Below are 15,042 nucleotides of genomic sequence, written 5' to 3'. Positions count from 1 at the left end.
TTCAACTCCAGGTGCTTTGAGATTTACGACTTGAGTACAGTGCCAACAGCACCAGAAATGAAAACACCACCATGGCGCCTGCCAACCAGTGCGCCTGGGCATATTCCAGTGCTTCAACGTGGTCGTAGATTTGCACGGAAACCACGCGGGTTTTTTCCGGGATATTGCCGCCAATCATTAGCACCACCCCAAATTCACCGACCGTGTGAGCAAAGCCCAGAATCGCCGCAGTGATAAAGCCGGGGCGTGCGAGCGGTAGCACCACGGTGAAAAAACAATCCCATGGATTGGCCCGCAACGTGGCGGCAACTTCCAGTGGTCGGGGACCAATGGCAGTGAATGCGTTCTGCAAAGGCTGAACGACAAAGGGCATCGAATAAATCACTGAGCCGATCACCAGCCCGGCAAAACTGAAGGTCAGCGTTCCCAGCCCCATGGCCTGGGTGAGCTGCCCGACATAGCCATGTGGGCCCATCGCCAGTAACAGATAAAAACCGATGACGGTGGGCGGCAACACCAGCGGCAAGGCCACGATAGCGCCAATAGGGCCGCGCAGCCGTGAGCGGGTATGCGCGAGCCACAGGGCGATCGGAGTGCCGACCAGCAGCAGAATGACCGTGGTCAGTGACGCCAGCTTCAGGGTCAGCCAGATGGCCGCAAAGTCAGCACTCGAGAGCGGCATTTACAGCTGATAACCGTAGGATTTGATAATGGCCGCCGCTTTAGGGCCTTTCAGGTATTCAGCCAGGGCTTTGGCTGCGGGATTGTTCTCACCCTTTTTCAGGATCACCGCGTCCTGTTTGATCGGATCGTGCAAGGCTTCTGGCACCAGCCAGGCGGAACCTTCACTGACTTTGCCATCTTTATAAATCTGCGACAGGGCGACAAAACCCAGCTCGGCATTGCCCGTCGAGACGAATTGATAGGCCTGGGTGATGTTCTGACCTTCAACAATCTTGCCTTTTACTGCGTCAGTCAGTCCCAATTTTGCCAGCACTTGCGTCGCCGCGAGGCCGTAAGGGGCTGCTTTAGGGTTGGCGATAGACAGGTGTTTGAACTGGTTTTGCTTCAGCACTTCGTCAGTGCCGTTGATGTAGTCGTCTTTGGCTGACCACAGCGCCAGCGTGCCGATGGCGTAGGTAAAGCGTGAGCCTGGGATGATATCGCCTTCTTTTTCGAGTTTTTCTGGCGTGCTGTCATCGGCTGCCAGGAAGACTTCAAACGGGGCGCCATTTTTGATCTGGGTGTAGAACTGGCCTGTGGCGCCATAAGCAGCGATCACTTTGTGCCCGGTGTCTTTTTCAAAGTCTTTGGCGATGGCCTGAATCGGCGCGGTGAAGTTGGCCGCGACGGCTACCTGAACGTCATCGGCCTGCGCTGAAGTAAACGCGAAACATCCAATCAGTGCCGCAAGCGCGGAGGGAGCAAAGTGTCGAGCGCGAAGATTCATGGCGTAACTCCATTCCTTTAGAAGCGTGAGCTGCCCGGATTGTTGGGTCGGTTTTGGGCGGGCTAGAGGAAGATAGACGGTATATAAAAAAATATATAGCCCTGTGCTATGCCTCAGCCTGCCTTGCGCAGGGTGATATTGATGCGCTGCTCGCCCAACTCTGGATGGTTGCCCGGTTTTATCGGCAGTACGCCATGGAAACGCAAGCGATCAACGCCGCCCCACACCACCACATCGCCATGTAACAGAGAGATCCGCTGCGCCGGGTCACTGCGCTGAAAACCGCCAAATTGGAAGATCGCAGGCAGGCCCAGAGAAATCGAGACGATAGGGGCATCGTAAGAACGTTCGTTTTTGTCCTGATGCAGGGACATTTTTGCGCCGGGACTATAGGTATTAATCAGCCCTGCATCAGGTACAAAACCTGCAAAACCAGCCGCGCTTGCAGCGCCAGCGGCGATGTCGAAAAAGGCCTCTGGCATCAGCGGCCAGGCTGTCGCGCTGACGGGGTCAACAGGGCTGTAGCGGTAGCCGTGGCTGTCCGAGGTCCAGCCCAAATCACCGCAACTGCTCAAACGGGCCGACATGGTAAAACCGCCGGGGGTTTGCATGTGCCTGAAGGGCGATTGCTGCAACACGCCCTCAAGAGCGCTTAACAGTGCCTCGACCCACGGCAGGGCGAACCCGCGAAGTACAAACGCCTGAGCCCCGATGCGTTCAATCCGGGCGGGCTGCTGCAGGTCTTCTTCGCCAAACAGGTCGAACGTCATCAGGCTTAGAGCGCCTTGCTGACCTTGATGTCGGTAAATACCTCGGTATCACCGTGGAGCTTTTTCAGCGCTTCGCGTGCTTCTTCTTCGCTGCCAGTTTTGAGCTGGGCAAAGTCAAAGCGGCGTTCGTCGCTGAGCTTGTACTTGATGACGTATTTAACGGTGTCCACAGTATTTCCTGTCTATTAGAGGTGTCAGGCTTAGCGCAGCTTGGAGGTTGAGCGACGTACGATCTTGATCGTAGGCTTAAACGAAGGCTTGCGGGTCACGCTGATGGCACGGGTGGTTACCGTATCGATAGTAATGTTCCAGAAACCGGTGCTTGGCGCGGTGATGCGAGCCGGGAAGTCTTTGAAAGCGCCGCCGTGATAAGAGTGGCGCCCGCCATTCTTGAAACTGCGAAAGTGTGCATCGCTCATCAGGCGGATATTACAGGGCTGGGAACACTCGATAACGACAATGTCGTCTTCGTTAAGGTGCTCGCGCTGGTGAATGAACTTCATGTGGGCTCCAAAAAGGGGGCTTTTGCCAAAAAAATCAGCACGATAGCACGTGCTTTAGTCCAAGCTTGGGTCTAAAGGCGCTTATTATGCCGTGGTTCAGGCGAGTCTGACGTAAAAGGCAGATAATTGGCCACTGTTGAAAACTTATTCCCTGACATCAGGGAGCAAAGTTAAAGATTTACTGTCTTAGGGTCTTTAACGGAGGAATTGTATGAAGTGGGGCGTTTTGGTGGCGATGCTGGCGTTGGGTGGCTGTGCTTCAGTGACGGATATCGAGCACACGATTCCTACTCTGAATGTTATTTCAGGCAAAAAACCGGATGCCTATGCCCAATGCCTGGTGCAACAGTTGTCCAAAACTCGAAACGACCCACAGATCGAGCCGCACAAAGATGGGCTGAGGGTTATCGTGCCGCAAAAGCTGACCTCCAATCCAACGGCGGTCATTGATATCGAAGAGCGTTCAGGCGGCAGCAGCATCAAGCTATATGAAAGCATGTCCAATGTGCCGGTTCGCCCGGGGGACATCCGTCAGTCAGCCACGCATTGTATTTCTGGAGAATAACGCAGGCACCTGAACGGCCCGCGTTCCTCGTAAAACCTGGCAGCGGCTCAAGGCAGCGTCAGGTTTTTTTATGCCTGTTTGCCGGGTTCTTTTGCCGGTTAGTTGTGACTCAGTAGGAATTCCCCTACGCTCCATAAGGCTTATATTTTTTAGGCCTAAACTTATAACAATAATGGAGCTGGTCATGATTCCACTTAACCGAACGCTGTTGGGCGCCATGGTGCTGCTCACGCTCAACAGCGTACAGGCGCAAACCTCTGCCAACATTTATCTGCAGGGCGGGGCACAGCCCGGCGCCCTGGCGTGTGTGGCTTGCCACGGCGCAGATGGTATGGGGCTGGCACCTGCAGGTTTTCCGCGATTAGCCGGTATTTCTGCTGACTACCTGAGCAAACAGTTGCACGACTTCCAAACTGGCAAACGGGTCAGTCCAGTGATGCAGCCGCTGGCCAAGGCCTTGACTGACGATGAAATTGCTTCGGTCACCCAGGCAATTGCTGCTATGCCGGCGCCGCCGGTCCCGCCGATCAACCGCAGCAGCATGCCTGAAGGCGTGGGGGAAACACTGGCATTGCGTGGTGCCTGGAATAGGCAAATCCCTGAGTGCGTGAGTTGTCATGGGCCGGGCGGGGCAGGGGTGGGCAGTGCTTTCCCGCCACTGGCCAATCAGCCTGCGATGTACCTGGTGGCGCAGTTGAATGCCTGGCGCGATGGCTCGCGCCAGAATGACCCCAACGACTTGATGGGCCATATCGCCAAGGCCATGAGTGAAGACGAAGTCAAAGCCGTGGCCGAGTATTTCTCAACCGTAGGCCACAAGGAGGTCACGCCATGAAACGCATGATGCCTGCTTGCGCGCTGTCGATGCTGTTAAGCCCTGTCGCCCTGGCCACGACGATCGCCATGGACGATCAGAGCCAGATCAAAACCCCACCGGTGAGTGGCCACGGCCCGGAGTACTTCCAGCCGCCGCTGGAAAGCGAACTGCCGGATAACGCTTACGGAAAAATGGTTAAAGACGGTTATGCCCTGTTTGTCGATACCAAGCGTCAAGCCCCGCAGTTCGTGGGCAATGGCTTGAACTGTACCAACTGCCACCTGGAGCAGGGCCGCATGGCCAACTCTGCGCCGCTATGGGGCGCTTACCCGATGTACCCGGCCTATCGAAAGAAGAACGACAAGGTCAACACCTTTGCCGAGCGCTTGCAGGGCTGTTTTCAGTTCAGCATGAATGGCGGCACGCCCCCAGCGGCCGACAGTCGTGAGATCACCGCATTGTCGGTGTATGCCTACTGGTTATCGACCAAAGCCCCGGTGGGTGTCGAGTTGCCGGGGCGTGGTTATCCGGATGTCGCGCAGCCCGCCGGGGGCTACGATCTGGCACGCGGCGCAGCGGTCTACAAGGACCAGTGTGCGCTCTGTCATGGCGATAATGGCCAGGGGCAGAAGGTTGGCGCTGATTACGTGATGCCGCCGCTGTGGGGCAAGGAGTCTTACAACTGGGGGGCCGGTATGCACCGGATCAACACCGCCGCCTCATTTATCAAACACAACATGCCACTGGGCAAGGCCAACAGTTTGAGCGATGAACAAGCGTGGGATGTGGCTGCCTACATCAATACCCATGAGCGGCCGCAGGATCCGCGTCTGGTTGAAGGCTCGGTCGAGAAAACCCGCCTTAAGTACCACGCTAATGATGGTGTGAATGCTTACGGGCAGACCATTAATGGCGTGTTGATAGGTGTCGGTACCCAGTAAACAAGGCTGCCGCCCTCAGGCGGCAGAAGCATCTATGCTCAATCCTTGCTGCGGCCTCGTGGCGCTGGCCCGGCGAGGTCTTCAAAGACTTCGGCAACCTCGATCGCGGCTTTTTCCGAGGGGAATGGGCCCGCGACGGGTTCACCTGATGGAGCGATCATCCACCATTCTTTTGAACTGACATTTTTTATCAGGTAACCGTTGACGCTTTTTGTGGCTGACATCGAAGCTGAGACCTTTAAGAATCGAAAACGGCGGCAATAATACCGCCAATCGAGGACGTTGGCCTCGTGATATGGCGTTTGGCCGCAATCTGCCTGTAGCAGATGCCAACGTGTTAACCGCTTCACTCAGTCGATGAGTAGTTGAAAAATAAGTAATTAATGAACTTGTTGGCTAAAAATTCATCTAGGTTGGCATCAGTTTGCTATTCGGGGCATTGTAACGTCGATGCCGCCTGATTAGACTGCGCCAAAATTCGAACGTACAGCCCTTTTAAGGACTCATATGATCAAGAAATGCTTGTTCCCAGCAGCCGGTTACGGCACTCGCTTTTTGCCAGCGACCAAGGCCATGCCAAAAGAAATGCTGCCGGTGGTGAACAAGCCACTGATCCAGTACGGGGTTGAAGAAGCACTGGACGCTGGCTTGAATGAAATTTCTATCGTCACAGGACGTGGCAAACGCGCACTGGAAGACCACTTCGACATCAGCTATGAGCTGGAAAACCAGATCAAGGGCACTGACAAAGAAAAATACCTGGTAGGCATCCGTCGCCTGCTGGATCAGTGTTCGTTCTCGTACACCCGTCAAACCGAAATGAAAGGCCTGGGCCACGCCATTTTGACTGGCCGCCCGCTGATCGGCGACGAGCCGTTTGCCGTGGTACTGGCAGATGACCTGTGCGTAAACCTGGAAGGCGACGGCGTACTGACGCAGATGGTCAAACTGTACAATCAGTACCGTTGCACCATCATCGCGATCCAGGAAGTTGACCCGCAAGAAACCAACAAGTACGGCGTAATCGCTGGCGACCTGATTGGTGATGACCTGTACCGCGTGCGCAACATGGTTGAAAAACCAGCACCGGAAGACGCGCCATCGAACCTGGCCATCATCGGCCGCTACATCCTGACTCCGGACATCTTCGACCTGATCAAGCAGACCGAGCCGGGTAAAGGTGGCGAGATCCAGATCACCGACGCCCTGATGAAACAGGCGCAAAACGGTTGCGTGATTGCCTACAAATTCAAAGGCAAGCGTTTCGACTGCGGTGGTGCTGAAGGCTACATCGAAGCAACCAACTTCTGCTTCGAAAACTTCTACAAAACCGGCAAGGCTTACTAACAGAGCCTTCATGTAGAACGTTGCAAGACAAAGCCACCTTCGGGTGGCTTTGTCGTTTATTTGCCTCGCGTTAACCGTCGGCGCTGGTCAATCGCGTTGGAGCGATTATGCTGATGGCCTGCCTAGGAGAGAGAAATGGCCTACGAATTTGATTTGTTTGTAATTGGTGCGGGTTCCGGTGGTGTGCGTGCTGCGCGCTTTGCTGCGGGTTTTGGGGCCAAAGTGGCGGTAGCAGAAAGCCGTTATCTGGGCGGTACCTGCGTGAACGTGGGCTGCGTGCCGAAAAAGCTGCTGGTGTACGGTGCGCACTTCGCCGAAGACTTCGAGCAAGCCTCCGGCTTTGGCTGGAGCCTGGGTGAAGCGAATTTTGACTGGGCGACCCTGATCGCCAACAAAGATCGCGAAATCCACCGCCTCAACGGTATTTACCGCAACCTGCTGGTCAACAGTGGCGTCACCCTGATGGAAGGTCACGCCAAACTGACCGGGCCCAACGAGGTTGAAGTCAATGGCCAGCGTCATACGGCCAAACATATCCTGATCGCAACGGGCGGCTGGCCGCAGATCCCGGAGATTCCGGGGCATGAGCTGGCAATCAGCTCCAACGAAGCGTTCTTCCTTAAAGAACTGCCCAAGCGCGTGCTGGTGGTGGGCGGCGGCTACATCGCCGTGGAGTTCGCCGGGATCTTCCACGGCCTGGGCGCCCAGACCTCGTTGTTGTACCGCGGCGACATGTTCCTGCGTGGCTTTGACGGCGCTGTGCGCAAACACCTGCATGAAGAGCTGACCAAGCGCGGGATGGACGTGCAGTTCAACGCAGACATTGCACGCATCGACAAACAGGCAGATGGCAGCCTCAAGGCCACCCTCAAAGACGGCCGTGAGCTGGAAGCCGATTGCGTGTTCTATGCGACGGGGCGGCGCCCGATGCTCGACAACCTCGGGCTGGAAAATACCGGGGTCAAACTCGACAAGCGCGGCTTTGTGCAAGTCGATGATCTGTACCAAAGCACCGAGCCGTCGATTCTGGCGATTGGTGACGTAATTGGCCGTGTGCAACTCACGCCAGTGGCCCTGGCCGAAGGCATGGCGGTTGCGCGTCGTCTGTTCAAGCCTGAGCAGTATCGCCCCGTGGATTACCGCATGATCCCGACAGCGGTGTTCAGCTTGCCGAACATCGGTACGGTGGGGCTGAGCGAAGAGCAGGCCATCGAAGACGGGCACAAGGTGCAGATATTCGAGAGCAGCTTCCGCCCAATGAAACTGACCCTGACCGAGTGTCAGGAACGTACGTTTATGAAACTGGTGGTCGATGCCGACACCGATAAAGTGCTGGGCTGCCACATGGTAGGCCCGGAGGCGGGGGAGATCGTGCAGGGATTGGCGATTGCCTTGAAAGCCGGTGCAACCAAACAGCATTTTGACGAAACCATCGGCGTCCACCCGACGGCGGCTGAAGAATTCGTCACCATGCGCACGCCGGTTAAACGGTAAGCAACCCTGTAGCCGCTGCCGCAGGCTGCGATGGGTTGCGCAGCGACCCCGCTTTTGAATAAAAGCGAAGGTCCTGCGGCCCTTATCGCAGCCTGCGGCAGCGGCTACAGAAGGTCTGTCACTTAGTTGTCGTAGCCGAGGTTAGGTGCCAGCCAGCGTTCGGTCACGTTCAGGTCCTGACCTTTACGCGCGGTGTAGCTGTCGATCTGGTCCTTATCGACTTTACCTACAGCAAAGTACTGCGCTTGCGGGTGCGCGAAGTACCAGCCGCTCACCGCTGCTGCCGGGAACATTGCGTAGTGCTCGGTCAGGAACACGCCGCTCTGGCCTGCACGCATTTCTTGTGCTTCAGGGTCCAGCAAGGCAAACAACGTCGCTTTTTCAGTGTGGTCCGGGCACGCCGGGTATCCAGGAGCAGGGCGGATGCCGCTGTACTGCTCTTTGATCAAGGCCTCGTTGTCCAGGTGCTCATCCTTGGCATAGCCCCAGTAGTTTGTCCGTACTTGTTGGTGCAGCCACTCGGCGCAGGCCTCGGCCAAACGGTCGGCCAGGGCCTTGACCATGATCGAGTTGTAGTCGTCGCCAGCATCCTGGTAGGCCTTGGCCACTTCTTCGGCGCCGATCCCCGCGGTGGTGATAAAGCCGCCCACGTAGTCGATCACACCGCTGTCTTTTGGCGCAACAAAGTCGGCCAGCGAGAAGTTTGGTTTGCCATCGGTCTTGATGATTTGTTGGCGCAGGTGATGCAGCTTGGCCAAAGGCTTGCCGTCGTCACCGTAGAGCTCCAGATCGTCATCGTTAACCTGGTTGGCAGGCCAGAAACCAAAGACCGCCCGCGCACTGATCAGCTTTTCATCAATCAGCTTTTTCAGCATCTCTTGCGCGTCGGCGTACAACGCTCTTGCCGCTTCGCCGACCACTTCGTCGTCGAGGATGCGCGGGAACTTGCCGGCCAGGTCCCAAGAGATAAAGAACGGCGTCCAGTCGATGTACTCAGCCAGTACTTTGAGGTCGATATTGTCCAGCACCTTGGCGCCCGTGAACGTCGGTTTCACCGGCTGGTAGGTGGCCCAGTCGAACTGCGGCTTCTTGGCAATCGATGCGGCATAGCTCAAGCGTTCAGTGCGGGCGCTGCGGTTTGCCGTACGTTCGCGCACCTCAACGTATTCTTCGCGGGTTTTCTCGACAAAACCGGCCTTGAGTTCCTTGGACAGCAGTTGGGTAGCCACGCCCACGGCCCGTGAGGCGTCGGTGACGTAAACCACGGCATCATTTTGATACTTGGGTTCGATCTTGACCGCAGTGTGCGCCTTGGAGGTCGTGGCACCGCCGATCATCAGCGGCAGATGGAAGTCCTGGCGCTGCATTTCACGGGCCACGTGCACCATTTCATCCAGCGATGGGGTAATCAAGCCGGACAAGCCGATGATGTCGCATTTCTGTTCTTTGGCCACTTGCAGGATTTTTTCCGCAGGCACCATAACGCCCAGGTCAACGATGTCGTATCCGTTACAACCCAGCACCACACCCACGATGTTCTTGCCGATGTCATGCACATCGCCTTTCACCGTGGCCATCAGAATCTTGCCTTTGGCTTCGGGCTTGTCGCCTTTTTCCAGTTCGATAAACGGAATCAGGTGGGCCACCGCCTGTTTCATCACGCGGGCGGACTTCACTACCTGCGGCAAGAACATTTTGCCCGCGCCAAACAGGTCGCCGACGATGTTCATGCCCGACATCAGCGGGCCTTCAATCACTTCAATCGGGCGGCTGAAGGACAGGCGCGATTCTTCGGTGTCTTCGACGATGTGGGTGGTGATGCCCTTGACCAGTGCGTGCTCCAGACGCTTGTTGACGTCCCAGTTGCGCCATTCTTCGGTCTCGGCCTCCTTGACGCTGCCATCGCCTTTGTACTGGTCGGCAATCGCCAACAGGTTGTCCGTGGCCTCCGGGGTGCGGTTGAGCACCACGTCTTCGACGGCATCGCGCAGTTCAACTGGGATCTGGTCGTAGATCTCCAGTTGCCCGGCGTTAACGATACCCATGGTCAGGCCGCTGCGAATGGCGTACAGCAGGAACACCGAGTGGATCGCCTCGCGCACCGGGTTGTTGCCACGGAACGAGAACGACACGTTGGACACACCGCCCGAGGTCAGGGCATACGGCAGTTCGTCGCAGATGTAGGCGCAGGCGTTGATGAAGTCCACCGCATAGTTGTTGTGTTCTTCAATACCGGTGGCCACGGCGAAGATGTTCGGGTCGAAGATGATGTCTTGTGGCGGGAAGCCGACTTCATTGACCAGAATGTCGTAGGAGCGTTTGCAGATCTCTTTTTTGCGTGCTTCGGTATCAGCTTGGCCCGCTTCGTCAAATGCCATCACCACCACTGCCGCGCCGTAGCGCTTGCACAGTTTGGCATGGTGGATGAACTGCTCGACGCCTTCTTTCATGCTGATCGAGTTGACGATGCCTTTGCCCTGAATGCACTTGAGGCCCGCTTCGATCACGTCCCACTTGGAGGAGTCGATCATGATCGGAACGCGGGAGATATCCGGCTCGCCGGCAATCAGATTGAGGAAGGTGATCATCGCCTTCTTCGAATCCAGCATGCCTTCATCCATGTTGATGTCGATGATCTGCGCACCGGCTTCAACTTGTTGCAGGGCGACTTCCAGCGCCTCGGTGTAGTTCTCTTCGCGGATCAGGCGGGCAAAGCGCGCAGAACCGGTGATGTTGGTACGTTCGCCGACGTTGACGAACAACGAACTGCGATCAATGGTGAACGGCTCAAGGCCTGACAGGCGGCAAGCCTTCGGGATGTCCGGGATCTGGCGCGGCGCGTAACCGGCCACAGCATTGGCGATGGCCTGGATGTGGCCCGGCGTGGTACCGCAGCAGCCGCCGACAATGTTCAAAAAGCCGCTTTGGGCGAACTCTTCAATCACCTTGGCGGTTTGTGCCGGCAGTTCATCGTACTCGCCGAATTCGTTTGGCAAACCCGCGTTGGGGTGAGCCGAGACGTGGGTGTCGGCTTTGTTCGACAACTCTTCGAGGTAAGGGCGCAGTTCGCTGGCGCCCAGTGCGCAGTTCAAGCCCACCGAAATCGGCTTGGCATGGCTCACAGAGTTCCAGAACGCTTCGGTGGTCTGGCCCGACAGCGTGCGCCCGGAAGCATCGGTAATGGTGCCGGAGATCATGATCGGTAGCTCAAAGCCCAGCTCTTCGAACACGCCTTGCACGGCGAAGATCGCGGCCTTGGCATTCAAGGTGTCGAAAATGGTCTCGATCAGGATCAGGTCGGCGCCGCCTTCGATCAGGCCCTTGGTAGCCTCGGTATAGTTTTCCACCAGTTCATCGAAGGTAACGTTGCGGTAGCCGGGGTTGTTGACGTCTGGCGACAGCGAACAGGTACGGCTGGTCGGGCCGAGCACGCCCGCAACGAAACGCGGTTTGTCCGGGGTTTCGAGGGTCTTGGCGTCGGCCACCTTGCGCGCAAGCCGGGCACCTTCTACGTTTAGCTCGTAGGCGAGGGCCTGCATGCCGTAGTCGGCTTGGGAAACCTGAGTGGCGTTAAAGGTGTTGGTTTCGAGAATGTCGGCACCGGCATCCAGGTAGGCTTTTTCAATCGAGCCAATGACATCCGGGCGAGTGATGACCAAAAGGTCGTTGTTGCCTTTGACGTCGCTCGGCCAATCGGCAAAACGCGTGCCACGATAGTCGTGTTCCTCAAGGCGGTAGCTTTGGATCATAGTACCCATGCCGCCATCGAGAATCAGAATGCGCTCTTTGAGGGCTTGCTGAAGTGCTTGAATACGAGCGCTGCGGTCAGACATAGGACTACCTGTTAGAGCCATGCAAAAGATGGCAAATCATAACAAACCTGCGCCTAATTTGAGCGCCGGAAGATTTGCATGAATTCAGCTCATGTTGAAAGGCGTGTAGCACGGGTAGAATCGCGACATTTCAATATCAGGACAATGGCACATGTTTTTTCGCCTACTCACCGGCGCCGTGACGCTGGTGGTGTGTAGTACAGCGCTGGGACAAGCCCCGCTGGCGAGTCCGGCTATATCCTACACACGGGACATACAGCCGATCCTTACCGAAAAATGCGTTGCCTGCCATGCGTGCAACGACGCAGCCTGCCAGCTCAACCTGGGCAGTGCCGAGGGGGCAACCCGTGGCGCCAGTAAAGTGCCTGTCTATAAAGGGGACCGCACTACACCGGTTGCACCCACGCGGATTTTCTACGATGCCAGCGGCCCGGATGAGTGGCGCCGCAAAGGTTTTTACTCGGTGCTCGATGCGCAAGGCGCGCAAGCGGCCTTGATGGAGCGGATGCTTGAGCTGGGCCATAACACCCCGCTGACGCCCAATGCCAAGTTGCCAGAAGAAATCGTCCTGGGGCTGAACCGAGATAACTCATGCCCCGCGCCGGGCGAGTTCGATGCCTACGCCCAAAAACACCCTAAAGAAGGCATGCCCCTGGCCGTCACCGGCCTCACCGACAAGCAATACCAAACCGTGCAGACCTGGCTCAAGCAAGGCGCACCGGTTGACCAGCACGCTATCAAGCCAAGCGCAGGTGAAGCGGCGCAGATTGCCGAATGGGAAGCGCTGCTCAATCGTCCGGGCTCAACAGAGGCGTTGGTCGGGCGCTGGCTGTTCGAACACTTGTTCCTCGCCCATACGTATTTTGACAACGGCGTGCCAGGGCATTTCTTCCAGTGGGTGCGTTCGCGCACGCCGAGCGGCCAACCGATTGACCTGATCGCCACCCGCCGTCCAAATGATGATCCGGGCACCACGTTCTATTACCGGTTAATGCCGGTACAAGGCGTGATCGTGCACAAAACCCACATCACTTACCCGATGGGCAAGCAAAAACTTGAGCGGGTCAAGCAGCTGTTTTATAGCGGCGACTGGCATGCCACTTCGCTGCCGGGTTACGGGCCGCGCAGCCGCGCCAACCCGTTTGAAACCTTTGAAGCGATCCCGGCCGTGGCGCGTTATCAGTTCATGCTCGATAACGCCGAGTACTTTGTGCGCACCTTTATTCGCGGGCCGGTGTGCCGCGGGCAAATTGCCACGGACGTGATCCGTGACAACTTCTGGGCGCTGTTCCAGGAGCCTGCCCATGACCGCTATATCACCGATGCGGCCTATCGGGGCGAAGCAACGCCGTTGCTGGCGATGCCGGGGCAGAACGATGACGTCGGCAGTGTTCTTTCGCTGTGGCACAGCTTCCGTGACAAGCGCAATGAATACGTAAAACTGCGTCAAGATGCTTACGCTGACATGCCACCTCCCAGCTGGGCAACCCTGTGGGCGGGCAATGACAATGCGCTGCTGACGATCTTCCGGCACTTTGACAGCGCCAGTGTCACCAAGGGCTTGATCGGTGAAGTGCCGCAGACAATGTGGTTGTTCGACTTCCCGTTACTGGAGCGCACCTACTATCAATTGGCGGTCAATTTTGATGTGTTCGGCAACGTCTCGCATCAGGCTCAGACGCGGTTGTACTTTGACTTGATCCGTAACGGTGCTGAGGCCAACTTTTTGCGCCTGATGCCGGCAGACTCGCGCGCCAGCATTCTCAGTGACTGGTACCAGAACAGCGGCAAGATCAAGATGTGGCTGGATTACGAAAAAATCGACACCAGCACGCCAACCGGCATGATCCTCGACCCGACTGATCCAAAGCGTGACTTTGCTCTCAAGTTGATTGACCGCGCTGGCACCTTGAATGCCAACCCGGATCCGATCAACCGTTGCACCGGCGCTTATTGCTCGCGACCTGATATTGCACAGGAGTTCCAGTTCGCCGAGCAATCACTCAGCCGCTTGACTGCGCGTCCGGCAGCGGGGCTGGCGGTCATCAATCAATTGCCAGAAGCGACCATGCTGCGCATTGAAGGCAACAACGGTGACCGCGAGATGTACAGCATGTTGCGCAACCGCGCCCACAGCAACGTGGCCTTTATGCTCGGCGAGGCCTACCGCCTGCAACCCGGGCTGGACACGCTGACTATTTTCCCGGGAGTGCTCAGCAGTTACCCGAACTTCATGTTCAACATTCCGGCGGCTGATGTTGAGGCGTTTGTTGAAGCCATGGAGCAATCCAAAGATCAGAAAACCTTTGAGGCCATCGTCGAGCGTTGGGGCGTTCGCCGCAGCAACCCGCAGTTTTGGCAGTACTTCCATGATATTGGCGAGTACATCAATGAGACCGATCCGGTTGAAGCGGGTGTTTTGGACATGAATCGCTACGAAAACCTGTAATGCGGCCGGTAATAATTTAACAAGAGAGGGCAGATTGCCTGACAAAAACACTAGGACTTTGTCAGGCGCGCCGATTGGCGTAAACTGCCCCCCATGTCTGCGAGGAGATTCCATGAGCGCCATAACGATTACCGACGCCGCCCACGATTACTTGGCTGATCTGCTGTCCAAGCAGAACACCCCGGGTATCGGCATCCGCGTCTTTATCACCCAGCCGGGCACCCAGTACGCTGAAACCTGTATAGCCTACTGCAAGCCCAATGAAGTGAAGCCTGAAGATACTGCCATTGGCCTGAAGAGTTTCACGGCCTGGATCGATTCGTTCAGCGAAGCGTTCCTTGAAGATGCGGTGGTGGACTACGCCACAGACCGCATGGGTGGCCAACTGACCATCAAGGCGCCGAACGCCAAAGTGCCGATGGTTAACGCTGATAGCCCGATCAACGAGCGTATCAACTACTACCTGCAAACCGAGATCAATCCCGGTTTGGCGAGCCACGGTGGCCAGGTCAGCCTGATCGAAGTGGTTGAAGACGGTATTGCCGTGCTCAAGTTCGGTGGTGGCTGCCAGGGCTGCGGCCAGGCAGACGTGACCCTGCGCGAAGGCATTGAGCGCACCTTGCTTGAGCGCGTGCCCGAGCTTAAGGGTGTGCGCGACGTGACCGACCACTCGCAGAAAGAAAACGCCTACTACTGAGTGATCAGTAACAAGGTGTTCGCTGCGACGTGAATAAAAAAACGGTGCCCCGTGAGCACCGTTTTTTTATGCCTTTTCTTTGTAGGAGCGAGCTTGCCTCGCGATCTTTTAATGTTTAAAAAATCGCGAGGAGTGGGCGCTTCTTACAACCGCTGGACGGTCACGGCGCCTGCCGG

Annotated in this window: 14 protein-coding genes; 7 read left to right on the top strand and 7 right to left on the bottom strand. The window is 56.8% G+C overall.

All coding sequences use genetic code 11. The features are described from left to right. Position 1: 1 nt before the first annotated feature. From modB to AAEZ03_RS12385, 5 genes are all read right to left on the bottom strand, one after another. The gene (gene modB, locus AAEZ03_RS12405; protein WP_048373386.1) at positions 2-682 is read right to left on the bottom strand and encodes a molybdate ABC transporter permease subunit; all 681 of its coding nucleotides are present in this window, start codon (positions 680-682) and stop codon (positions 2-4) included. Further along, complete coding sequence (modA, locus tag AAEZ03_RS12400; protein ID WP_123749321.1) at positions 683-1,450, bottom strand: molybdate ABC transporter substrate-binding protein; 768 nt, start codon at positions 1,448-1,450, stop codon at positions 683-685. 113 nt (positions 1,451-1,563) lie between these two features. Beyond that, a complete protein-coding gene (gene alkB, locus AAEZ03_RS12395) occupies positions 1,564-2,220 on the bottom strand; it encodes a DNA oxidative demethylase AlkB (RefSeq protein WP_350578964.1) in 657 nt (218 codons plus the stop codon). Between the two features lie 5 nt (positions 2,221-2,225). Then, the gene (locus tag AAEZ03_RS12390) at positions 2,226-2,390 is read right to left on the bottom strand and encodes a hypothetical protein (protein ID WP_088500292.1); all 165 of its coding nucleotides are present in this window, start codon (positions 2,388-2,390) and stop codon (positions 2,226-2,228) included. Between the two features lie 30 nt (positions 2,391-2,420). Next, positions 2,421-2,723, bottom strand: a complete 303-nt coding sequence (locus AAEZ03_RS12385) for a DUF1883 domain-containing protein (RefSeq protein ID WP_048373382.1) — start codon at positions 2,721-2,723, stop codon at positions 2,421-2,423. A 211-nt stretch (positions 2,724-2,934) separates the two neighbouring features. On the opposite strand from AAEZ03_RS12385, the gene AAEZ03_RS12380 reads away from it, so the two are divergent. The 3 genes from AAEZ03_RS12380 to AAEZ03_RS12370 all read left to right on the top strand — a co-directional run bounded on the left by AAEZ03_RS12380 (position 2,935) and on the right by AAEZ03_RS12370 (position 5,046). Next, positions 2,935-3,288, top strand: a complete 354-nt coding sequence (locus tag AAEZ03_RS12380; RefSeq protein ID WP_123749319.1) for a hypothetical protein — start codon at positions 2,935-2,937, stop codon at positions 3,286-3,288. 184 nt (positions 3,289-3,472) lie between these two features. Beyond that, the gene (locus tag AAEZ03_RS12375) at positions 3,473-4,123 is read left to right on the top strand and encodes a c-type cytochrome (protein WP_350578959.1); all 651 of its coding nucleotides are present in this window, start codon (positions 3,473-3,475) and stop codon (positions 4,121-4,123) included. Between the two features lie 5 nt (positions 4,124-4,128). After that, the gene (locus tag AAEZ03_RS12370) at positions 4,129-5,046 is read left to right on the top strand and encodes a c-type cytochrome (RefSeq protein ID WP_502947924.1); all 918 of its coding nucleotides are present in this window, start codon (positions 4,129-4,131) and stop codon (positions 5,044-5,046) included. A gap of 38 nt (positions 5,047-5,084) precedes the next feature. Here the strand turns inward: AAEZ03_RS12370 and AAEZ03_RS12365 are convergent, their stop codons facing one another. Continuing rightward, a complete protein-coding gene (locus AAEZ03_RS12365; RefSeq protein ID WP_123749316.1) occupies positions 5,085-5,270 on the bottom strand; it encodes a hypothetical protein in 186 nt (61 codons plus the stop codon). 283 nt (positions 5,271-5,553) lie between these two features. Between AAEZ03_RS12365 and galU the strand changes: the two genes are divergently transcribed. Beyond that, entirely contained in the window at positions 5,554-6,393 is an 840-nt protein-coding gene (gene galU, locus AAEZ03_RS12360; RefSeq protein WP_048373375.1) for a UTP--glucose-1-phosphate uridylyltransferase GalU, read from the top strand. Positions 6,394-6,528: 135 nt separating this feature from the next. After that, positions 6,529-7,887 (top strand): glutathione-disulfide reductase, encoded by a 1,359-nt coding sequence (gene gorA, locus AAEZ03_RS12355; protein WP_350578953.1) that lies wholly within the window; start codon positions 6,529-6,531, stop codon positions 7,885-7,887. 122 nt (positions 7,888-8,009) lie between these two features. Here gorA and metH read toward each other — a convergent pair whose 3' ends face one another. Next, on the bottom strand, positions 8,010-11,720 hold the full coding sequence (gene metH / locus AAEZ03_RS12350) for a methionine synthase (RefSeq protein ID WP_350578950.1): 3,711 nt from the start codon (positions 11,718-11,720) through the stop codon (positions 8,010-8,012). Positions 11,721-11,871: 151 nt separating this feature from the next. On the opposite strand from metH, the gene AAEZ03_RS12345 reads away from it, so the two are divergent. After that, entirely contained in the window at positions 11,872-14,169 is a 2,298-nt protein-coding gene (locus tag AAEZ03_RS12345) for a fatty acid cis/trans isomerase (RefSeq protein ID WP_314915262.1), read from the top strand. A 112-nt stretch (positions 14,170-14,281) separates the two neighbouring features. Beyond that, positions 14,282-14,866, top strand: coding sequence for a Fe-S biogenesis protein NfuA (gene nfuA, locus AAEZ03_RS12340; RefSeq protein WP_019409695.1), 585 nt, complete (start codon positions 14,282-14,284; stop codon positions 14,864-14,866). The last annotated feature ends 176 nt before the right edge of the window (positions 14,867-15,042 follow it).

The organism is Pseudomonas sp. HY2-MNA-CIBAN-0224 (assembly GCF_040310285.1).
Taxonomy (GTDB): Bacteria; Pseudomonadota; Gammaproteobacteria; order Pseudomonadales; family Pseudomonadaceae; genus Aquipseudomonas; species Aquipseudomonas helleri.
The sequence above is the reverse complement of the archived record's forward strand: the minus strand, read 5'-3'. Positions and strand labels throughout refer to the sequence as shown.